Origin of the sequence: Streptomyces adelaidensis (assembly GCF_016598475.1) — a bacterium.
In the GTDB taxonomy this organism is placed as follows: Bacteria; Actinomycetota; Actinomycetes; order Streptomycetales; family Streptomycetaceae; genus Streptomyces; species Streptomyces adelaidensis.
This window is the reverse complement of the sequence record NZ_JAEMUX010000024.1, coordinates 26,571-47,194: the sequence shown is the minus strand read 5'-3', so window position 1 is coordinate 47,194 and position 20,624 is coordinate 26,571. Positions and strand designations below refer to the sequence as shown.

20 protein-coding genes are annotated in these 20,624 nt (G+C 68.6%); 1 reads left to right on the top strand and 19 read right to left on the bottom strand.

All coding sequences use genetic code 11. The features are described 5' to 3' along the window. Positions 1-64 precede the first annotated feature (64 nt). On the top strand, positions 65-1,888 hold the full coding sequence (locus tag I8N67_RS16435) for a glycoside hydrolase family 18 chitinase (protein WP_200303849.1): 1,824 nt from the start codon (positions 65-67) through the stop codon (positions 1,886-1,888). Positions 1,889-1,956: 68 nt separating this feature from the next. On the opposite strand, the gene I8N67_RS16430 is transcribed toward I8N67_RS16435, so the two are convergent. The 19 genes from I8N67_RS16430 to I8N67_RS16340 form a co-directional block, all read right to left on the bottom strand. After that, the gene (locus I8N67_RS16430; protein WP_200303848.1) at positions 1,957-2,412 is read right to left on the bottom strand and encodes a DUF2550 domain-containing protein; all 456 of its coding nucleotides are present in this window, start codon (positions 2,410-2,412) and stop codon (positions 1,957-1,959) included. 149 nt (positions 2,413-2,561) lie between these two features. Next, positions 2,562-2,936 (bottom strand): F0F1 ATP synthase subunit epsilon, encoded by a 375-nt coding sequence (locus I8N67_RS16425; RefSeq protein WP_200303847.1) that lies wholly within the window; start codon positions 2,934-2,936, stop codon positions 2,562-2,564. 130 nt (positions 2,937-3,066) lie between these two features. Then, complete coding sequence (atpD, locus tag I8N67_RS16420; protein ID WP_200303846.1) at positions 3,067-4,503, bottom strand: F0F1 ATP synthase subunit beta; 1,437 nt, start codon at positions 4,501-4,503, stop codon at positions 3,067-3,069. Continuing rightward, positions 4,503-5,420, bottom strand: a complete 918-nt coding sequence (locus I8N67_RS16415) for a F0F1 ATP synthase subunit gamma (RefSeq protein ID WP_200303845.1) — start codon at positions 5,418-5,420, stop codon at positions 4,503-4,505. The genes atpD and I8N67_RS16415 overlap by 1 nt, the downstream gene beginning before the upstream one ends. A gap of 21 nt (positions 5,421-5,441) precedes the next feature. Next, a complete protein-coding gene (gene atpA, locus I8N67_RS16410) occupies positions 5,442-7,031 on the bottom strand; it encodes a F0F1 ATP synthase subunit alpha (RefSeq protein WP_200303844.1) in 1,590 nt (529 codons plus the stop codon). Between the two features lie 135 nt (positions 7,032-7,166). Further along, positions 7,167-7,988: a F0F1 ATP synthase subunit delta gene (locus tag I8N67_RS16405; RefSeq protein WP_200303843.1), complete on the bottom strand. Its 822-nt coding sequence runs from the start codon at positions 7,986-7,988 to the stop codon at positions 7,167-7,169. Further along, on the bottom strand, positions 7,985-8,527 hold the full coding sequence (locus tag I8N67_RS16400) for a F0F1 ATP synthase subunit B (RefSeq protein WP_200303842.1): 543 nt from the start codon (positions 8,525-8,527) through the stop codon (positions 7,985-7,987). Before I8N67_RS16400 ends, I8N67_RS16405 begins: the two co-directional genes overlap by 4 nt. 41 nt (positions 8,528-8,568) lie before the next feature. Beyond that, positions 8,569-8,796 carry an ATP synthase F0 subunit C gene (atpE, locus tag I8N67_RS16395; RefSeq protein ID WP_124436723.1) on the bottom strand — a complete coding sequence of 76 codons (228 nt, stop codon included), beginning with the start codon at positions 8,794-8,796 and terminating at the stop codon, positions 8,569-8,571. A 74-nt stretch (positions 8,797-8,870) separates the two neighbouring features. Then, entirely contained in the window at positions 8,871-9,698 is an 828-nt protein-coding gene (gene atpB / locus I8N67_RS16390) for a F0F1 ATP synthase subunit A (RefSeq protein ID WP_200303841.1), read from the bottom strand. Between the two features lie 225 nt (positions 9,699-9,923). After that, entirely contained in the window at positions 9,924-10,361 is a 438-nt protein-coding gene (locus I8N67_RS16385; RefSeq protein ID WP_200303840.1) for a Cg1360 family ATP-synthase-associated protein, read from the bottom strand. Positions 10,362-10,944: 583 nt separating this feature from the next. Beyond that, positions 10,945-12,231 carry an MraY family glycosyltransferase gene (locus I8N67_RS16380; protein WP_200303839.1) on the bottom strand — a complete coding sequence of 429 codons (1,287 nt, stop codon included), beginning with the start codon at positions 12,229-12,231 and terminating at the stop codon, positions 10,945-10,947. A gap of 129 nt (positions 12,232-12,360) precedes the next feature. Beyond that, a complete protein-coding gene (gene glyA / locus I8N67_RS16375) occupies positions 12,361-13,599 on the bottom strand; it encodes a serine hydroxymethyltransferase (RefSeq protein ID WP_200303838.1) in 1,239 nt (412 codons plus the stop codon). Between the two features lie 94 nt (positions 13,600-13,693). Next, on the bottom strand, positions 13,694-14,365 hold the full coding sequence (locus tag I8N67_RS16370; protein WP_200303837.1) for an arsenate reductase/protein-tyrosine-phosphatase family protein: 672 nt from the start codon (positions 14,363-14,365) through the stop codon (positions 13,694-13,696). Beyond that, positions 14,362-15,009, bottom strand: a complete 648-nt coding sequence (locus I8N67_RS16365) for an L-threonylcarbamoyladenylate synthase (RefSeq protein WP_046917283.1) — start codon at positions 15,007-15,009, stop codon at positions 14,362-14,364. The genes I8N67_RS16370 and I8N67_RS16365 overlap by 4 nt, the downstream gene beginning before the upstream one ends. A gap of 65 nt (positions 15,010-15,074) precedes the next feature. Beyond that, positions 15,075-15,920, bottom strand: a complete 846-nt coding sequence (prmC, locus tag I8N67_RS16360) for a peptide chain release factor N(5)-glutamine methyltransferase (protein ID WP_200303836.1) — start codon at positions 15,918-15,920, stop codon at positions 15,075-15,077. Positions 15,921-15,950: 30 nt separating this feature from the next. Continuing rightward, positions 15,951-17,027, bottom strand: a complete 1,077-nt coding sequence (gene prfA / locus I8N67_RS16355; RefSeq protein ID WP_200303835.1) for a peptide chain release factor 1 — start codon at positions 17,025-17,027, stop codon at positions 15,951-15,953. Between the two features lie 98 nt (positions 17,028-17,125). Continuing rightward, positions 17,126-17,347 carry a 50S ribosomal protein L31 gene (rpmE, locus tag I8N67_RS16350; protein ID WP_200303834.1) on the bottom strand — a complete coding sequence of 74 codons (222 nt, stop codon included), beginning with the start codon at positions 17,345-17,347 and terminating at the stop codon, positions 17,126-17,128. Positions 17,348-17,512: 165 nt separating this feature from the next. Beyond that, positions 17,513-18,655, bottom strand: coding sequence for an LCP family protein (locus I8N67_RS16345; RefSeq protein WP_200303833.1), 1,143 nt, complete (start codon positions 18,653-18,655; stop codon positions 17,513-17,515). 211 nt (positions 18,656-18,866) lie between these two features. Further along, positions 18,867-20,612 carry a trypsin-like serine protease gene (locus tag I8N67_RS16340; RefSeq protein ID WP_234045796.1) on the bottom strand — a complete coding sequence of 582 codons (1,746 nt, stop codon included), beginning with the start codon at positions 20,610-20,612 and terminating at the stop codon, positions 18,867-18,869. Positions 20,613-20,624: the final 12 nt, after the last annotated feature.

Genomic DNA, 20,624 nt, shown 5'->3' with positions numbered 1-20,624 from the left:
TTCTATCCTCACGGCACTGCGCCACGTCATGCTCATGCTCACGACACCCCCAAGGAGGCGCATCATGCGCTTCAGGCACAGAGCCGCGGCGGGCTTCGCCGCCCTACTGCTCCCCCTCGCCGGCCTCGTCGGCCTCGCCACTCCCGCGCACGCGGCCACGGCAGCGACCGCCACCTACGCCAAGACCCAGGACTGGGGCTCGGGCTTCGAATGCAAGTGGACCGTCAAGAACACCGGGACGACCACGATCAGTTCCTGGACGGTCGAGTGGGACTTCCCCTCCGGCACATCCGTCACCTCCGCCTGGGACGCGGACGTGACGTCCTCCGGCACCCACTGGACCGCCAAGAGCAAGTCCTGGAACGGCACCCTCGCCCCGGGCACCTCCGTCTCCTTCGGTTTCAACGGGAGCGGCTCAGGCTCCCCGGCCAACTGCGAGCTGAACGGCGGAAGCTGTGACGGCGGCCCCACCGTCCCCGGTGACGCGGCACCCTCGGCGCCCGGCACCCCCACCACCTCAGCCGTCACCGACACCTCGGTGAAGCTGAGCTGGAGCGCGGCCACCGACGACAAGGGCGTCAAGAACTACGACGTCCTGCGCGGCGGCACCAAGGTCGCCACCGTCACCGGCACCACCCACACGGACACCGGCCTGACCGCCGGCACCGACTACTCGTACACCGTCCGCGCCCGCGACACCGCCGACCAGACCGGACCGGTGAGCGGCGCGGCCGCCGTACGCACCACCGGCGGCGTCGTCGACCCGCCACCCGGCTCGAAGGTCAACCTCGGCTACTTCACCGAGTGGGGCGTCTACGGCCGCAACTACCACGTGAAGAACCTGGCCAGCTCGGGCTCCGCCGCCAAGATCACCCACATCAACTACGCCTTCGGCAACGTCAAGAACGGCCAGTGCGTGCTCGACGACGCCTACGCGGCCACCGACAAGGCGTACACCGCCGACCAGTCCGTCAGCGGCACCGCCGACACCTGGGACCAGCCGCTGCGCGGCAACTTCAACCAGCTCCGCCAGCTCAAGGCGAAGTACCCGCACATCAAGGTGCTCTACTCCTTCGGCGGCTGGACCTACTCCGGCGGCTTCGGCCAGGCCGCGCAGAACCCGGCCGCGTTCGCCAAGTCCTGCAAGGCCGTCGTGGAGGACCCGCGCTGGGCCGACGTCTTCGACGGCATCGACATCGACTGGGAGTACCCGAACGCCTGCGGTCTGACCTGCGACGCCTCGGGCCCCGCCGCCTTCAAGAACCTGGTGTCGGCCCTGCGCACCGAGTTCGGCTCGAACTACCTGGTCACCGCGGCGATCACCGCCGACGGCTCCTCCGGCGGCAAGATCGACGCGGCCGACTACGGCGGCGCCGCGGCCTCGCTCGACTGGTACAACGTGATGACGTACGACTACTTCGGCGCCTGGGCCACCACCGGCCCGACCGCCCCGCACTCCCCGCTGACCTCGTACTCCGGCATACCGACCACCGGCTTCAACTCCGCCGAAGCGATCGCCAAGCTGAGATCCAAGGGCGTCCCCGCCTCGAAGCTCCTGCTCGGCATCGGCTTCTACGGCCGTGGCTGGACCGGCGTCACCCAGTCCGCCCCCGGCGGCACGGCGACCGACGCGGCCACCGGCACCTACGAGGCCGGCATCGAGGACTACAAGGTGCTCAAGAACTCCTGCCCGGCCACCGGCACCATCGCCGGCACGGCCTACGCCCACTGCGGCACCAACTGGTGGAGCTACGACACCCCGGCCACCATCGGCACGAAGATGACCTGGGCCAAGAACCAGGGCCTGGGCGGCGCGTTCTTCTGGGAGTTCAGCGGCGACACCACGAACGGTGAGCTGGTGAACGCAATCAGCAACGGCCTCAAATAGCAGCTGAGCCACATTGACGCTCCCCCAGACTTCGTCCGGGGGGACCCCCACCCAGCGAGTGAATGTGGCTACGCCACATTCACTCGCTGCCCGGGCGGGGCTGCCTCCAGCCACGCGAGGAAACCGGTCAGCGCGTCGTCGCTCATCGCCAGTTCCAGACGGTTCCCGCGGTGCAGACACGCGAGGATCACCGCGTCGGAGAGCAGCGCCAGCTCCTCCTCGCCCTCGGGGGTGCGGCGCCCGGCCACCTCGATCAACGAGCGCTCCAGGACGCGGCGGGGGCGGGGCGAGTACGAGAAGACGCGGTACCACTCGATTCGGTCGCCGTTGTAGCGGGCGACGCCGTACCCCCAGCCCTTGCCGTTCTCCTCGCCCTTCCCGGGTTTCTCCGGGGCGTCCCAGCGCAGGCTGCAGTCGAAGGTGCCGCCGGAGCGCTGGATCAGCCGACGGCGCAGTCCGAAGACGAACAGCCCCACCACCACGAGAGCGATCACCGACCCGCACACAGTCAGAGCGAGGACCATCGACACCGACCTCCTCGTCTCCTAGGTAATGCGACTGCCAGGTAATGGAACGTAAAAAACACCCACATTTGCCTCAGCCGCGGCTGGGTCCGGATGTAGCCATCCAGACCCAGCCGCGGCTGAGATACAGCATCACACAGCGCGTGAACTCAGCGCGCCGCCACCGTACGCAGTCGAACGTCCGCGCGGCGTTCGGCGGCGTCGTCGCCCTCCGCCTTCGCCCGCTCCAGCTCGCGCTCCGCACGCTGGACATCGATCTCGTCGGCCAGCTCGGCGACCTCGGCCAGCAAGGACAGCTTGTTGTCCGCGAACGAGATGAAACCGCCGTGCACAGCGACGACGACGGTGGCGCCATCACTCGTACGGATGGTCACGGGGCCCGACTCCAGCACACCGAGCAGCGGCTGGTGACCGGGCATGACGCCGATGTCGCCGGACGTGGTGCGCGCGACGACCAGGGTGGCCTGGCCCGACCAGACCTCTCGGTCGGCCGCGACCAGCGCGACGTGCAGCTCAGCAGCCAAGGTGGCTCCTCGGGTCACCACCCGGCGCTTCCGCCGGGTGTTGGTTTCAATTCTAGAGGGAGTACAGAGGGGGGCGGGACGCACCCCTAGAGGTGTGGCCTCGCCCCCCACTGTGCACGAGTGCCTGACGTCAGCTGACGCCGAGCTCCTTCGCGTTCTTCTTCAGGTCCTCGATACCACCGCACAGGAAGAACGCCTGCTCCGGGAAGTGGTCGTAGTCGCCGTCGATGATCGCGTTGAACGCGGTGATCGACTCCTCCAGCGGTACGTCCGACCCGTCGACGCCGGTGAACTGCTTGGCGACGTGGGTGTTCTGGGACAGGAAGCGCTCCACGCGACGGGCGCGGTGGACGGTGAGCTTGTCCTCCTCGCCCAGCTCGTCGATACCGAGGATCGCGATGATGTCCTGAAGGTCCTTGTACTTCTGCAGGACCGTCTTGACGCGCATCGCGGTGTTGTAGTGGTCCGCCGCGATGTAGCGGGGGTCCAGGATGCGGGACGTGGAGTCCAGCGGGTCCACGGCCGGGTAGATGCCCTTCTCGGAGATCGGACGGGAGAGAACCGTCGTCGCGTCGAGGTGGGCGAAGGTGGTGGCCGGGGCCGGGTCGGTCAGGTCGTCCGCGGGGACGTAGATCGCCTGCATCGAGGTGATCGAGTGACCACGGGTCGAGGTGATGCGCTCCTGGAGGAGACCCATCTCGTCGGCCAGGTTCGGCTGGTAGCCCACCGCGGAGGGCATGCGGCCGAGCAGGGTCGAGACCTCGGAACCGGCCTGGGTGAAGCGGAAGATGTTGTCGATGAAGAACAGCACGTCCTGCTTCTGCACATCGCGGAAGTACTCCGCCATGGTCAGACCGGCCAGCGCCACACGGAGACGGGTGCCCGGGGGCTCGTCCATCTGACCGAAGACCAGGGCGGTCTTGTCGATGACGCCGGACTCCGCCATCTCCTCGATGAGGTCGTTGCCCTCACGAGTGCGCTCGCCGACACCGGCGAACACGGAGACACCGTCGTGGTTGTTGGCGACGCGGTAGATCATCTCCTGGATGAGCACCGTCTTGCCGACGCCGGCACCGCCGAACAGGCCGATCTTTCCACCCTTGACGTACGGGGTGAGAAGGTCGATGACCTTGACGCCGGTCTCGAACATCTCGGTCTTCGACTCGAGCTCGTCGAAGCGCGGGGCCTTGCGGTGGATGGACCAGCGCTCGCCGTCGTACGTCTGGTCGCTGTTCAGCACCTCACCGAGGGTGTTGAACACCTTGCCCTTGGTGAAGTCGCCGACGGGGACGGTGATACCCGTGCCGGTGTCGGTCACCGCGGCCTGGCGGACCAGGCCGTCGGTGGGCTGCATCGAGATGGTGCGGACCAGGCCGTCACCCAGGTGCTGGGCGACCTCCAGGGTCAGCGTCTTCAGCTCGCCCTCCTTCGCCGGGTCTGCGACCTCGACGTGCAGGGCGTTGTAGATCTCCGGCATCGCGTCGACGGGGAACTCCACGTCGACGACCGGGCCGATGACCCGGGCGACGCGGCCCGTGGCAACGGCCGTCTCAACAGTGGTCGTCATTACTTGTCACTCCCCGCGGTCGCGTCGGCGAGGGCTGCGGAGCCACCGACGATCTCGCTGATTTCCTGGGTGATTTCGGCCTGGCGGGCCGCGTTGGCAAGTCGGGAGAGCGTGGTGATCAGATCTCCCGCGTTGTCGGTGGCCGACTTCATCGCGCGGCGCGTGGCAGCGTGCTTGGAGGCAGCCGACTGGAGCAGCGCGTTGTAGATACGGCTTTCGACGTACCGGGGCAGCAGGGCGTCGAGGACGTCCTCCGCCGACGGCTCGAAGTCGTACAGCGGAAGGATCTCGCCCTTGGCGGACGACTCTTCCTGGACCTCTTCGAGGCGGAGCGGCAGCAGCCGGCCGTCGACCGCCGTCTGCGTCATCATCGAGACGAACTCGGTGTAGACGATGTGGAGTTCATCCACGCCGCCGTCGGCCGTGTCCTTCTCGATGGCCTCGATCAGCGGACCCGCGACCTTCTTGGCGTCCGCGTACGTGGGCTCGTCGGTGAAGCCCGACCACGACTCCGCGACCTTGCGCTCGCGGAAGTTGTAGTGGGCCAGACCGCGGCGGCCGACGATGTACGTGTCGACCTCCTTGCCCTCGGCCTGAAGACGCGCGGTCAGCTGCTCCGCCGCCTTGATGGCGTTGGAGTTGAAGGCGCCGGCCAGACCGCGGTCGCTCGTGAGGAGCAGCACCGCGGCACGGGTCGCCGTCTCCGCCTCCGTGGTCAGCGGGTGCTTGGTGTTCGAACCGGTGCCGACCGCCGTGACCGCGCGGGTGAGCTCGGTCGCGTACGGCGCGGAGGCCGCCACCTTGCGCTGCGCCTTGACGACACGCGAGGCGGCGATCATCTCCATCGCCTTGGTGATCTTCTTGGTCGCGGTGACGGATCGGATGCGACGCTTGTAGACCCGGAGCTGGGCTCCCATGAGTCAGGTCCCTTCCTTACGTCACTTGGCCGCGGCCGGGGCGTCCTCGCCGAGAAGCTTGCCGTCCGAGGTCTCGAACTGCTTCTTGAAGTCGGCGATCGCGTCGGCAACAGCGGTGAGGGTGTCGTCCGACATCTTGCCGCCCTCCTTGATGGAGGTCATGAGGCCCTGCTCCTTGCGGTGCAGGTACTCCAGCAGCTCCTTCTCGAAGCGGCGGATGTCGTTGACCGGTACGTCGTCCATCTTGCCGGTGGTACCGGCCCACACGGAGACGACCTGGTCCTCGGTCGGCATCGGCTGGTACTGAGCCTGCTTGAGCAGCTCGACCAGTCGCTGACCGCGCTCCAGCTGCGACTTCGACGCGGCGTCCAGGTCGGAACCGAAGGCGGCGAACGCCTCCAGCTCACGGTACTGGGCGAGGTCCAGACGCAGTCGGCCGGAGACCTGCTTCATCGCCTTGTGCTGCGCGGAACCACCGACTCGGGAGACGGAGATACCGACGTTCAGCGCGGGGCGCTGACCGGCGTTGAACAGGTCCGACTCCAGGAAGCACTGGCCGTCGGTGATGGAGATGACGTTGGTCGGGATGAACGCCGAGACGTCGTTGGCCTTCGTCTCGACGATCGGCAGACCGGTCATCGAGCCGGCGCCCAGGTCGTCGGAGAGCTTCGCGCAGCGCTCCAGCAGACGGGAGTGCAGGTAGAAGACGTCACCCGGGTAAGCCTCGCGACCCGGCGGGCGGCGGAGCAGCAGGGACACGGCGCGGTAGGCGTCGGCCTGCTTCGAGAGGTCGTCGAAGATGATGAGGACGTGCTTGCCCTCGTACATCCACTGCTGACCGATGGCCGAACCGGTGTACGGCGCAAGGTACTTGAAGCCGGCCGGGTCGGACGCCGGGGCGGCGACGATGGTCGTGTACTCCAGCGCGCCGGCCTCTTCGAGGGCGCCACGCACGGAGGCGATGGTCGAGCCCTTCTGGCCGATGGCGACGTAGACGCAGCGGACCTGCTTCTTCGGGTCGCCCGAGCGCCAGTTGTCGCGCTGGTTGATGATCGTGTCGACGGCCAGGGCGGTCTTGCCGGTCTGACGGTCACCGATGACCAGCTGACGCTGGCCACGGCCGATCGGGGTCATCGCGTCGACGGCCTTGTAGCCGGTCTCCATCGGCTCGTGCACCGACTTACGGGCCATGACGCCCGGAGCCTGCAGCTCAAGGGCGCGGCGGCCGGACGTCTCGATCTCGCCGAGGCCGTCGATCGCGTTGCCGAGCGGGTCGACGACGCGGCCGAGGTAGCCCTCGCCCACCGCGACCGACAGGACCTCTCCGGTACGGGTGACCGGCTGGCCCTCCTCGATGCCGCTGAACTCACCGAGGACGACGGCGCCGATCTCGCGCTCTTCCAGGTTGAGCGCGAGGCCGAGGGTGCCGTCCTCGAACTTCAGCAGTTCGTTGGCCATGGCCGAGGGAAGACCCTCGACCTTCGCGATGCCGTCGCCGGCAAGGGTGACCGTACCGACCTCCTCGCGCGAGGCCGCGTCCGGCTTGTACGACTGGACGAAGTTCTCCAGCGCGTCCCGGATCTCCTCCGGCCGGATCGTGAGCTCCGCCATCTGGGTTCCCTGCTCTCCTTGTTGGGCCCGAAGTTTCACTTGGGGGGATGGGGACTCCCCCCTGAACGAGGTGAATCCTCTGCACGGCCCAACCGGGCCGTAGGTACACGTACGTACTGCTATGAAGTTTTTGTGCTAGCTCGCCAGTCGGCGGCCGGCGTCCTCGAGTCGGTCCGCGATCGAGCCGTTGATGACCTCGTCACCGACCTGGACCCGGATCCCGCCGAGGGCCGCGGGGTCCACGTCGAGGTTGAGGTGCATGGCACGGCCGTAGAGCTTCGCCAGGGCGGCGCCGAGGCGCTGCTTCTGCGGGTCGCTCAGCGGGACCGCCGAGGTGACGACGGCGACCACGCGGTCCCGGCGCTCCGCGGCGAGCTTGGACAGGGCGTCGAGCCCTGCTTCCAGGCTACGTCCACGCGGCGCGGTCACCAGGCGCGTCACCAGACGCTCGGTGGTGGTCGCGGCGCGGCCGCTGAGCAGGCTGCGCAGCAGCTCGCCCTTGGCGGACGCGCTCGCGGCGCGGTCGGTCAGGGCGGAGCGCAGCCCGGTGTTGGAGGAGACGATCCGGCCGAACCGGAACAGCTCGTCCTCGACGTCGTCGAGCGTGTCCGACCGCTGTGCGGCGGTGAGGTCGGCGACGGCGGCCAGCTGCTCCAGGGCGTCCACCAGGTCGCGGGGCTGCGACCAGCGCGAACGCACCAGGCCTGACACCAGGTCGACGGTGGTCGTGCCGACCTGGCCGCCGAGGATACGGCCGACCAGCTCGGCCTTGGCCTCGCCGGCCTGCGCCGGGTCGGTGAGGACCCGACGCAACGACACCTCGCGGTGGAGCAGCGCGGTGACGGCGGCCAGCTCGTCGGCGAGCAGGGTCGCGTCCACGGACGTGGAGTCCGTCAGCGCGTCGAGACGCTCACGGGCCGCCGCAGTGGCCTCGCGGCTCGCTCCGTGTGCTGTCATCGAGTCGCCTCGGCCTTCTCCTCAAGGTCCTCGAGGAAACGGTCGATGACACGGCTCTGCCGCGAGTGGTCCTCCAGGGACTCACCGACGAGCTTGCCGGCCAGGTCGGTGGCGAGCTTGCCGACGTCCTGACGCAGCGCCTGCGAGGCGGCCTTGCGGTCGGCCTCGAGCTGCGAGTGGCCGGCGGCGATGATCTCCTCGCGCTGCCGCTGACCCTCGGCACGCATCTCGGCGATGAGCGTGGCGCCCTGCTCCTGCGCCTCCTGGCGCAGACGCGCGGCCTCGTGCCGGGCCTCGGCGAGCTGAGCCTTGTACTGCTCAAGGACGCTCTGGGCCTCGGTCTGGAGATCCTCAGCCTTCGCGATACCGCCCTCGATGGCCTCGCGACGCTCTTCCAGAACCTTGTTGATGTTCGGGAGGAGCTTCTTGGCGAGGAAGCCGAAGACGATGACGAAGGCGAGGAGGCCGATACCAAGCTCAGGGATCGGCGGGATGAGGGGATTCTCCCCATCCCCCGCCGCGATGAGCAGCTGGCTCATGTGTGTGCCTTTCGTCTAAGTCGGCTGGTCTGGTCTGGCGATCAGTAGCCGTAGACGAACGGCATGACCAGACCGATCAGGGCGAGCGCCTCACAGAAGGCGAAGCCGAGGATCTGGTTGGCACGGATCAGGCCGGCGGCCTCGGGCTGACGGGCGAGGGCCTGGGTGCCGTTACCGAAGATGATGCCGACGCCGACGCCGGGACCGATGGCGGCCAGGCCGTAACCGATGGAACCGAGGGAGCCTTCGACAGCAGCAAGGGTAGACATGCCAGTTCTTCCTTTTCTTTACGGACCGGTGGGGGTTGGCCACCGGACGAGTTGGGGGTAGGAGAGGCGCCTGATCAGTGGTGCTCGGCGAGAGCGCCCTGAATGTAGGTGCAGGTCAGCAGGACGAACACGTACGCCTGCAGGGCCTGGACGAACAGCTCGAAGGCGGTCATGACGAGGACCATCACGAACGAGACACCCGCGTAGGCGATGCCGAAACTGTTCAGCAGGTACCAGCTGGCGATCGTGAAGAGCAGCAGCAGGGTGTGGCCTGCGAACATGTTCGCGAAGAGTCGTACGGCGTGAGTGAACGGCCGAATCAGGAGGTTCGAGAAGAGCTCGATCGTCATCGACAGGGGCAGCACCGCGCCGAGCGACTTGTCGTAGCCGGTGACGTTCTTGAAGAAGCCGACGAAGCCCTGCCGCTTGAAGGTCAGCACAACCCAGGTGATGTAGACGATCAGGGCGAGCACCGCCGGGTAGGAGATGATCGCCGTGACCGGGAACTGGGCGACCGGGACGATCGACCAGATGTTCATCATCCAGATGAAGAAGAAGAGCGAGACGACGAGCGGAACGTACTTCTCGCCTTCCTTCTTGCCGATGGTCTCGTAGACGACTCCACGCCGGATGAAGTCGTAGCCCGCCTCGGCGACCATCTGGAGCTTGCCGGGTACGACCTGCGGCTTGCGGAACGCGGCCCAGAAGAACCCGATGACGATGATCGAGCCGAGCAGCGCCAGCAGCATCGTCTTGTTGAAGTAGATCGCGTCGTCCTGGTGCCCCAGGAGGGGCTGGAACAGGAACGAATGCAGGCCGGGCGAAACCTCGGCGAAGCCACAGTCGGCGAAGATGTGGCAGTCGGTTTCGAAGGCGAGCACCTGCGTCGGGTCAGCACTCACCGCGGGCTCCTTCAGCGTGGCGCATGGGTACGGCAACCTCGTTGTGTCGGCGCGGCGCGCAGCCGCGGTTCGGCACTGGACTGGTGTTACGGATGTGAGGGCGGCTGTGGGGCATCGAGCCTCGCACTAGGGCAGGCGTCAGCTCGATTGCCCGCGCCCGCGATGCCGCAGTTGGCACCGGACGATAGCAGGATCTCCTGCGGACGCTTATCCCGGCCCTACTCCTCACGACGAATGCCCCGATTTTTCGGGCTTGTTGCCCGTCGAGGAATCGGGTTCGACGTAGAGGATCTTGGACTTCATGTGTGCGCGCGTCTGTGCGCCGATCCACACGAGGGTGGTGGCGACGAGCGTGAACGCGAAGGCCCGGGGGTGGAACAGCGTGGTGTTCTTGAACGCGGCCAGGAAGATGAACAGCAGCAGGATCTGTGCCGCGTAGAGCATCAGCCCCATCGCCTGGAACAGGTGAGGAAGCGATTTGGCAGTGCGCTGCAGAACGTAGAGCCCGATCCCCATGAACAGGATGGTGATCACCGCCGCGACCATGGCGCCGACGGCTCCCTTGCCTCCGACGGCCACACCGCTGATGACAGCGGCAATGGCGCCGACGGCTACCGTGGGTACGGCGGCCTGAAGGAGGATCCGGGCGTCATTGGACGGCATGGCGGCAACTCCGCTTACTCAAGGGGGGCAGGTGTCGTCATGGACGAGCGTAGACCCCGGGGGCGAGGGGAAATCTCACGCCGGTGGACCGTCGTATCGCGGCCCTTCGGCTCCATCCCGGGTTCTCGTGAACCGTATCACAAACTATTTGATGAGGTCTTTACCTGAATGCCGCTCCAGGGGTCACACATGAGAGTGAACTCGCCCGTCTGCGCGGAAACAGCGCCGACTTGCCTGGTATAAGACCCTTTGCCCCGACAGGCTGTTGCATGCCATCGGCAAAGCGTTAGTCAGATTCTTACCTTCCCGTCAGCGCGACGACCCGCCTCGACGCCGCGCGACGGACGGCCGGAGGCCGGTGTGCGAGTGAACGCACACCGGCCTCCGGTGCTGGAGATCGCCCCCGACGGGGGCTCGGGTCAGGCCTTCTTGATCTTGCCCTTGAGCTTGCCGTCGATGTCTCCGGCCCAGCTGCGACCGAACCCGAGCGTCTTGGTGGGCGGGGCCTCGGCCGAGGCCTGAGTCGCCGTCAGGCCGAGCGAACTAGAGGAGAAAAGCCGAAAGGGAGGTCCCCCAGGCGTTCTCAGCGGTGTGCCCCCGCTGGGCTGGGCTCCTCGTCCTTGGTCCGGCCGCCGATCGCGGTCGCGCCGTTGAGGGACGGGGTCCAGTCGAGGGCGGGCTGGAGGGTGGCGTCGGCGGTGGGCACCCGGCGGCGGTAGCGGGGCGGTACGAAGCGCTGCGCCCAGCGCGGGGCGCGGGGGGTGAAGCGGGGGAGCAGGAGGAGGAAGAGGCCGACTCCGCTGAGCATGGCGATCGCGAGGACGATCCACATGGACGCCGAGTTCACCGTGTAGGCGAGGGTGCCGAAGGCGATGACCGCCGACCAGAAGTACATGATCAGCACGGCCCGGCTGTGCGAGTGCCCGACCTCGAGGAGCCGGTGGTGCAGATGCCCCCGGTCCGCGGCGAACGGCGACTGGCCGCGCCAGGTGCGGCGCACGATCGCGAGGATCAGGTCGGCCGCCGGGATCGCGATGATGGTCAGCGGCATCAGCAGCGGGATGTAGACCGGCACCATCGAGTAGACCGTGCTGCGCTCCGAGCCGTACAGGCCCATCACGTCCGGGTCGACCTGCCCGGTGATGGAGATCGCGCCGGCCGCCAGCACCAGGCCGATCAGCATCGAGCCGGAGTCGCCCATGAAGATCCGCGCGGGGTGCATGTTGTGCGGCAGGAAGCCCAGGCACATGCCCATCAGGACCGCCGCGAAGAGGGTGGCGGGGGCGGCGGCCTCGATGCCGTAGCTGTACCAGAGGCGGTAGGCGTACATGAAGAACGCGGCGGAGGCGATGCAGACCATGCCGGCCGCGAGACCGTCGAGGCCGTCGGCGAAGTTGACCGCGTTGATGGTGATGACGACCAGGGCGACCGTGAGCAGCGTGCCCTGCCACTGGGTCAGCGCGACGATGCCGACGGTCGGGATCGGTAGCCACAGGATCGTCAGCCCCTGCATGACCATCACGCCCGCGGCGATCATCTGCCCGCCGAGCTTGATCAGGGCGTCGATCTCGAACTTGTCGTCCAGCACGCCGATGAGCCAGATCAGCGCGGCACCGGAGAGCAGCGCCCGTGGTTCGTTGGACTCGGCGAAGACCTCGCTGAGGTTGGTCAGGTGGTCGGCGACCAGCAGACCGGCACAGAGGCCGAAGAACATCGCGATGCCGCCGAGGCGAGGCGTGGGCTCCCGGTGGACGTCACGCGCACGGATCTCCGGCATGGCTCCGGCCACGATCGCGAACTTCCGTACCGGCCCTGTCAGCAGATACGTCACCGCGGCCGTGATGCAGAGCGTCAGGAGGTATTCACGCACAGGCTTCCCCACAGGTCTCGCTGGCCATCACAGCCCCACACCCTAGCGATGCATGCATATGGTTGGGGACTTCCGGGTAGCGACGATGGTTGCACGTGATGCTGTGTCCAGTGGTGCGTCTACCCCGCCTCAGCGCGGATACGGCGGAAATCTTCCGGCCAGGTCCCGCACTTCTTCACGCGTCCGCTTGCCGTCGCCGCCGTCCCGCAGCACCCCCGCGAACAGCACGGCGAGCCGTGCCATCTCCGCCTCGCCCATGCCCTGCGTGGTCAGCGCGGCCGTTCCGAGCCGCAGACCACGGGCGTCGCCGTGGGGCAGCGCACAGCAGTCGAGGACGATCCCGGCGGCCGCGAGCCGGCCTCGGGCGGTGCGGCCGTCGACGCCGAGTGGCGCGGGATCGACGGTGAGCAGATGGGTGTCGGTGCCGCCGGTGACGACGGCCAGCCCCTCCGCGGCCAGCCCCCGGGCCAGCACGCGCGCGTTGACGACCACCTGATGGGCGTACGCCGTGAACGCCGGTGTTGCCGCCTCCCCGAACGCGACGGCCTTCGCGGCGATCGTGTGCATCTGCGCGCCGCCCTGGGTGAACGGGAACACCGCCCGGTCCACCCGCTCGGCCAGCTCGCTCCCGCACAGCAGCATCCCGCCGCGCGGCCCGCGCAACACCTTGTGCGTGGTGGCGCAGACGATGTCGGCGTACGGCACCGGGTTGGGCGCCGCTCCCCCGGCGACCAGCCCGATGGGATGGGCGGCGTCGGCGATCAGATAGGCGCCCACCTCGTCGGCGACCTCCCGGAAGAACGCGTAGTCGAGGTGGCGGGGGTACGAGATCGACCCGCACACGATCGCCTTGGGGCGGTGTGTACGGGCCAGGGTGCGCACCTGCTCGTGGTCGACGAGCCCCGACTCCGCCTCGACGCCGTAGCCGACGAAGTCGAACCAGCGGCCGGAGAAGTTCGCGGGCGACCCGTGCGTGAGGTGGCCGCCGAAGTGCAGCCCCATCGCCAGCACGGTGTCACCGGGGCGCAGCAGGGCGGCGTACGCGGCCAGCACGGCCGAAGACCCCGAGTGGGACTGCACGTTGGCGTGTTCGGCCCCGAACAGCGCCTTGGCCCGCTCCACGGCCAGCCGCTCGGCGACGTCGACGATCTCGCAGCCCCCGTGGTGCCGGGCCCCCGGATAGCCCTCCGCGTACTTGTTGGCGAGCGGCGAGCCGAGGGCCGCCAGCACCGCCGGGGACGTGAAGTTCTCGGCGGCGACCAGTTGCAGCGTCGTCGACTGCCGGTCCAGCTCGCCGAGCAGGATCTCGGCCAGCTGGGGGTCCTGCCGTCGCAGGACATCGGCCTCGAGGACAGGGGTGACCGACATGGTGGACTCCGGGGCGTCGACGGTGACGTACGTCCAATGTAGGCCCGCACCCCCCGGAACGCCCGGCATCACGCCCGCGCGGGCACCCCGTAAGTCAAGCGCGTGCGGGCACCCCCGTCAGCGCCGTCACCACCGGGTCCAGTGCCTGGTTTATCTCGTCGCCCACCGAGCGGAAGAAGGGCAGGGGCGCCCCGTACGGGTCGTAGACCTCGTCGGCCTCGGCCGTCGGGGCGAGGAGCCACCCGCGTAGAGCCGCCGCCGCGCGGACCAGCGCCCGCGCGCGTACGACCATGCCCTCCTCCAGGGGAGGGAGGGTGGTCGGGTCGATGGCGCGGACGAGGCGGGTGAACTCCTTCAGGGTGAAGGTGCGCAGGCCGGCGGAGTGGCCCATGGAGATGACCTGGGCCCGGTGGTCGCGGGTGGCGGTCAGGACGAGGTCGGCGCGGATGACGTGGTCGTCCAGCAGCTCGCGGCCCGTGAAGCCGGAGGCGTCCGCGCCGAAGTCCGCGAGGACGGCCTCCGCGTTCGCCTCCATGGGCGCGCCCTCGTGCCCCCAGGTGCCCGCGCTCTCGACGACGAGGCCGCCCCACAGCGGGTCCCCGAGCCGGTCGGCCAGGGCATGCCGGGTCAGCCGCTCGGTGATCGGTGAGCGGCATACGTTGCCGGTGCTGACGTGGAGGATGCGGAAGGTGTCACGCGGCAGACCCGTGAAGGTCCGCGTCTCTTCCCCGTCCCATATGCCACGCCCCGCGTCAGGGGCCGTCAATTCGCCACCTCGAGGTCGGGTACGACCTTGCGCAGTTCCTCCGCCGAGAGGGCGCCCGCGCGCAACAGGACCGGGACCTTGCCCGTGACGTCGACGATGGAGGACGGCTCGTTGCCGGGCGTCGGGCCGCCGTCGAGGTAGACGGAGACGGAGTCGCCGAGCATCGCCTCCGCGGCGTCGCAGTTCTCCGGCGCCGGGTGGCCGGTCAGGTTCGCCGAGGAGACCGCCATGGGGCCGACCTCGGTCAGCAGCTCGATGGCGACGGGGTGCAGCGGCATCCGGACGGCGACCGTGCCGCGGGTGTCGCCGAGGTCCCACTGGAGGGACGGCTGGTGCTTGGCGACGAGGGTGAGCGCGCCCGGCCAGAACGCGTCGACGAGCTCCCAGGCCATCTCGGAGAAGTCGGTGACCAGGCCGTGCAGGGTGTTCGGGGAGCCGATGAGGACCGGCGTGGGCATGCTGCGGCCCCGGCCCTTGGCCTCCAGCAGGTCGGCCACGGCCTCGGAGGTGAACGCGTCCGCGCCGATGCCGTACACGGTGTCCGTCGGCAGCACCACGAGCTCGCCCCGGCGGATGGCGGACGCGGCCTCGCGCAGACCGGTGGCGCGGTCGGTCGCGTCGTTGGTGTCGTATCGCCGTGCCATCTAGCGGGCCTCCTCGTACACGTAATGCTGGGCTTCCGGAAAATCTGCCGTCGGGCGCGTGCTCATCAGGGCAGCGCCTTGCGGGCGGTCGCGAACCGCGGCCGGTTGTTGAGGTCCGGGTGGTCGGCCGCGTCGGCCCAGCCCCGCTCCTCGGTGAAGATCCACGGCACCTGGCCGCCCTGGGTGTCGGCGTGCTCGATGACGACGACACCGCCGGGGCGCAGGAGCCGGTGCGCTGTGCGTTCGAGGCCTCGGATCAGGTCCAGGCCGTCCTCCCCTGAGAACAGGGCGAGTTCGGGATCGTAGTCGCGGGCCTCGGGTGCCACGTACTCCCACTCCGTGAGCGGGATGTACGGCGGGTTGGAGATGACCAGGTCGACCTGGCCGTCGAGGTCGCGGAAGGCGTCCAGGGCGTTGCCCTGGCGCAGGTCGACGCGCGAGCCCGCCATGTTCTTGCGGGTCCACGTCAGGGCGTCCTCCGACAGCTCCACGGCGTGCACGCGCGAGCGCGGCACCTCCTGGGCGAGGGCGAGGGCGATGGCGCCGGAGCCGGTGCACAGGTCGACGATGAGCGGCTCGACGACGTCCATCGCGCGGACGGCGTCTATGGCCCAGCCGACGACCGACTCGGTCTCCGGCCGGGGCACGAACACCCCTGGCCCGACCTGGAGTTCGAGGTAGCGGAAGTATGTGCGTCCGGTGATGTGCTGGAGCGGCTCACGCTGCTCGCGCCGGGCGATGACCTCCCAGTACCGGGCGTCGAAGTCGGAGTCCTTGACGGTGTGCAGCTCGCCCCGCTTCACGCCGTGCACGGACGCGGCGAGCTCCTCCGCGTCGTTGCGCGGCGAGGGCACGCCGGCGTCGGCCAGGCGCTGGGTGGCCTGGGCCACTTCCGCGAGCAGCAGGTTCACGCAAGTCCTCCGTCGTAACTCGTACGTGCCTTACGCGGCTGCCAGCTTCGCGGCCGAGTCCGCGTCGACGCAGGCCTGGATCACCGCGTCGAGTTCACCGTCCAGGACCTGGTCCAGGTTGTAGGACTTGAAGCCGACGCGGTGGTCCGAGATGCGGTTCTCCGGGAAGTTGTACGTGCGGATCTTCTCGGAGCGGTCGACGGTACGGACCTGGCTGCGGCGGGCGTCGGCGGCTTCCCTCTCCGCCTCCTCCTGCGCCGCGGCGAGCAGCCTGGAGCGCAGGATACGCATCGCCTGCTCCTTGTTCTGCAGCTGGCTCTTCTCGTTCTGGCAGGAGGCGACGACTCCGGTGGGAACGTGCGTGATGCGCACGGCGGAGTCGGTGGTGTTGACGGACTGGCCGCCGGGCCCCGAGGAGCGGTAGACATCGATCCGCAGGTCGTTCGCGTGGATCTCCACATCGACCTCCTCGGCCTCGGGCGTGACCAGCACACCGGCGGCGGAGGTGTGGATACGGCCCTGCGACTCGGTCGACGGCACGCGCTGCACGCGGTGCACGCCGCCCTCGTACTTCAGCCGGGCCCAGACGCCCTGGCCGGGCTCGGTGGCGCCCTGACCGCCCTTGGTCTTCACGGCGACCTGGACGTCCTTGTAGCCGCCGAGCTCGGACTCGGTGGAGTCGATGATCTCGGTCTTCCAGCCGACACGCTCGGCGTACCGGAGATACATGCGCAGGAGGTCTCCGGCGAACAGGGCGGACTCGTCGCCGCCGGCGCCCGCCTTGATCTCCAGGATCACGTCCTTGTCGTCGCTGGGGTCGCGCGGGACGAGGAGCAGCCGCAGCTTCTCCGTCAGCTCGTCCCGCCGCTTCTCCAGCTCCTTGGCCTCCGCGGCGAAGTCCGGGTCGTCCGCGGCGAACTCACGGGCGGTGACGATGTCCTCGCCGGTCTGCTTCCAGGAGCGGTACGTGCCGACGATCGGGGTCAGCTCCGCGTAGCGCTTGTTCAGCTTGCGCGCGTTGGCCTGGTCCGCGTGGACCGACGGGTCGGCGAGCTTCTTCTCCAGGTCGGCGTGTTCCCCGACCAGTTCCTCGACCGCCTCGAACATCTCTCCGACTCCCTGTACGACGATTTGAGTGGGCTGCACCGCAAAGCGCCGGTCCCGGCGCCCCCGTGGGGGCACCGCGGACCGGCGCTGGGGGCTCGCTACTTGTTGGCAGCGGCAGCCTTGCCGAAGCGGGCCTCGAAGCGGGCCACGCGGCCACCGGTGTCGAGGATCTTCTGCTTGCCCGTGTAGAACGGGTGGCACTCGGAGCAGACCTCGGCACGGACGGTGCCGCTCTGGATCGTGCTGCGGGTGGTGAACGACGCGCCACAGGTGCAGCTGACCTGCGTCTCGACGTACTCGGGGTGGATGTCGCGCTTCAAGGTGTCTCCTAGTTTCGGGAGGGCGCCGGGTCGCTGTCGCGGGGTGCGGAAGCGTGAACCGGGGCCGACGTACCAGTCTGCCAGGACTGGCCGTATCTCCCAAAACCGGGGGGTGCGGTCAGGTATTCCCGGGGCGCGTCAGGGGTGCCTCCTGGCGGCCCCCGGTCATCCGGCGGCGGACTCCACGACCCCGTCCGCCGTGCCCGTCGCCGTGTTCTTCGTCGCCGACTTCGGGATGGTCCGGTCGGCCTTGAGGGCGGCCCAGACCTGCTTGGCCTTGGCCTCGGCCACCAGGACGCGGTTCGGGTCGGCGGGGTCGTACTGGACGGGCATGGTGACCATGGTCATCTTCTTGGAGCTGATGCCCTTGAGGCCGTTGACGAAGGAGGCGAGGTCCTTGACGGAGTCGAGGTCGGAGTCCGTGGTGACGGCGTCGGTGGCGGAGTCCGCGAGGTCGTACAGCTTCTTGGGGTTGGTGAGGATGCCGACCTCCTTGACCTGCTCGATGAGGGCCTTGATGAAGGCCTGCTGGAGCTGGATGCGGCCGAGGTCGGAGCCGTCGCCGACGCCGTGCCGGGTGCGGACGAGGCCGAGCGCCTGCTTGCCGGTGAGGGTGTGCTCGCCGGCCTTCAGGTCGAGATGACTGTCGGCGTCCTTGATGTCCTTGGTGGTGGTGATGTCCACACCGCCGAGGACGTTGATGAGTTTCTCGAAGCCCGCGAAGTCGACCTCGATGTAGTGGTCCATGCGGATGCCGCTCATGGACTCGACGGTCTTCACCGCGCACGCGGCGCCACCGGTGGAGTACGCGGAGTTGAACATCGCCGTGGAGGCCGCCGGATACGTCTTGCCGTTCGCGTCGGTGCACTCGGGCCGGGCGACGAGGGTGTCCCGGGGTATGGAGACCACGCTGGCCCGCTTGTGGCCCTCGTAGACGTGCACGACCATCGCCGTGTCGGAGCGGGCGCTGCCGTCGTCCGTGCCGCCGCCGAGCTTCTTGTTGCTGCCCGAGCGGGTGTCGGAGCCGAGGACGAGGAAGTCCTGCGAGCCGTTGTCGACGTCGAGAGGCCGGTCGGTGCCGAGGGCGTGGTTGATGTCGACGCTCTTGATGTTGCCGTTGAGCTTGAAGTACAGGTAGCCGATTCCGCTACCGCCCAGCACCAGGACGCCCGCGGCGGTCCAGACGACGGCGAGCGCCGCCCTGCTGTGCCCCTCGCGCGACTTGCGGCGGCGGCCCTTGGCCGCGCGGTGGCGCGGGCCGGTGGTGCCGGGGTCCAGCGTGCTCTCGGCCGTGCTCTCGGCGGACATCTGCTCCTCGGTTCTCTTCCGGTCGGTTACCCCCTGCGCTCAGGCCCAGGCCTGTCGGGTCGGATGTGGCCGTACCGCTTCATGGTCACTCCGTTCGGTCAGACGGAGTAATCCGGGAAAGGGTTGCACGACGAACGGTGCCCATCGTGTAAAGAGCGGTGGGCACCGTGTGTGACGGATGAGCCCGGCGGGACCGGGCTCACCTGGTGTTTCAGCCGAGAAGGTCGTACTGGGCGTAGCTGGTGCCGACCGAGACCCGTGTGCTGAAGATCTCGCTCGTGGCCTTGCCCGTGCCCTTGTAGAGGTACAGCGTGCCGGCCGGCGTACGGGCCAGGAGGTCCGCCCTGCCGTCGCCGCTGACGTCACCGGGAGTGATGAGCGTGTTGTACGCGCTCCAGTCCGAGCGGACCTTCACACGGGCGGCGAAGGCGCTCGTGCCGGCCTTGCCGGCGCCCTTGTAGAGGTAGACGTTCGAGCCGGTCTTGGTGCGCGCGATCAGGTCGGCCTTGCCGTCGCCGGTGAAGTCGCCGTGACCGAGCACCGCGTTGTACGTGTTCCAGCCCGTGCCGACCTTGACGCGGGTCGAGAACGTGCCGTTGCCCTTGCCCGGGTAGATCCACAGGGCGCCCGCCGAGTCGACCGACAGCAGGTCGGGCAGGGCGTCGCCGGTGACGTCACCGGGGGTGAGGATCCGGGTGCGGGTCTTCCAGTTGTCGAAGATCTGCGTCGTCGTCCAGGTGTTGGACGAGGGCACGTACCGCCGCCAGAAGACGTCACCGTCGGAGGAGCGGCGCAGCACGAAGTCCTGGTGACCGTCCCGGTTCAGGTCGGTCTGCTGGACGAGGTTGTAGCCCTTCCAGCTGCCGCGGGAGTTCAGGGACGCGCGGTCGCCGAGCGAGGAGCCCTTGGAGGCGCGGACATAGCCGGTGCCGGTCTCCTTGTTGCGCAGGAAGACGTCGGCCTTGCCGTCCCGGCTGATGTCGCTGTCGTCGATCCGCGGGTAGGTCACGCCGACGTACTTGCTGACCTTCGCGAAGACCGGGTAGACGCCCTCCCACACGCAGTCCGTGACGCCCCACGAGACGACGCCGATGACCTTGTTGTTGACGACGAGCGGGCCGCCGGAGTCACCGTTGCAGGTGGTGGTGGTCGTGGCGTCGGTGCCGCCGGACGGCTTGCCCGCGCAGACCATGTGGCCCTTGATGAAGTAGTCGGGCCAGACATTCGCGCAGTTCGTGTCGCTCACGACGGGCAGCGTGGCCGTCTTCAGCGTCTGCGAGACGTCGTCGGTGGTGGAGCTGGTACGGCCCCAGCCGTAGACCTTGGCCGTCGTGCCGGCCGCGTACGAGGCCGTGTCGCCGGACGTCGTCATCTTGATCGGCGTGGCCTTGACCGGCGTCGCCAGCGTGAGGACCGCGATGTCGTTGTCGATCGTGTCCTCGTCGTACGAGGAGTGGTTCCACTGGCGCGAGAGCGCGGTGGCGGTTCCGCCGTGGTAGTCCGTGCTCACGTAGTTGCCGTCGTCGTCGAGAACGGCCGTGGGCAGCTGGTTCGTACCCGTGACGATGGCGCCGTAGCTGGCCCAGTCGTAGTTGTTCTTGTCGACGCAGTGCGCGGCGGTGAGGATCTTCGTCGGCGCGACGACCGTGCCGCCGCAGAAGAAGCCGAGGTCCAGGGTCGGGTCGTAGTACCAGAGCTGGGCCATCCACGGCGCCGAGCCGATCGTGGTCTCCGAGCCGCCGATGATCTGGGCGTCCTGGGTCGGACCGTCCGAACTCTCGCTCGCCGACGGCTCATTCGCCGTCCTGGCCGTCTCACCGGCGGTGTCGTCCGCCGCCATCGCCTTCGCGATCCGTACGTCCAGCGCGTCGGGCGTCGAGGCGTCGGCACCGGTGGCCGCACTCGCCGACGACACCAGCAGCGCCCCGGCTATAGCGGCGGCAACGGCTCCGGACAAGGGTCTAGCCAC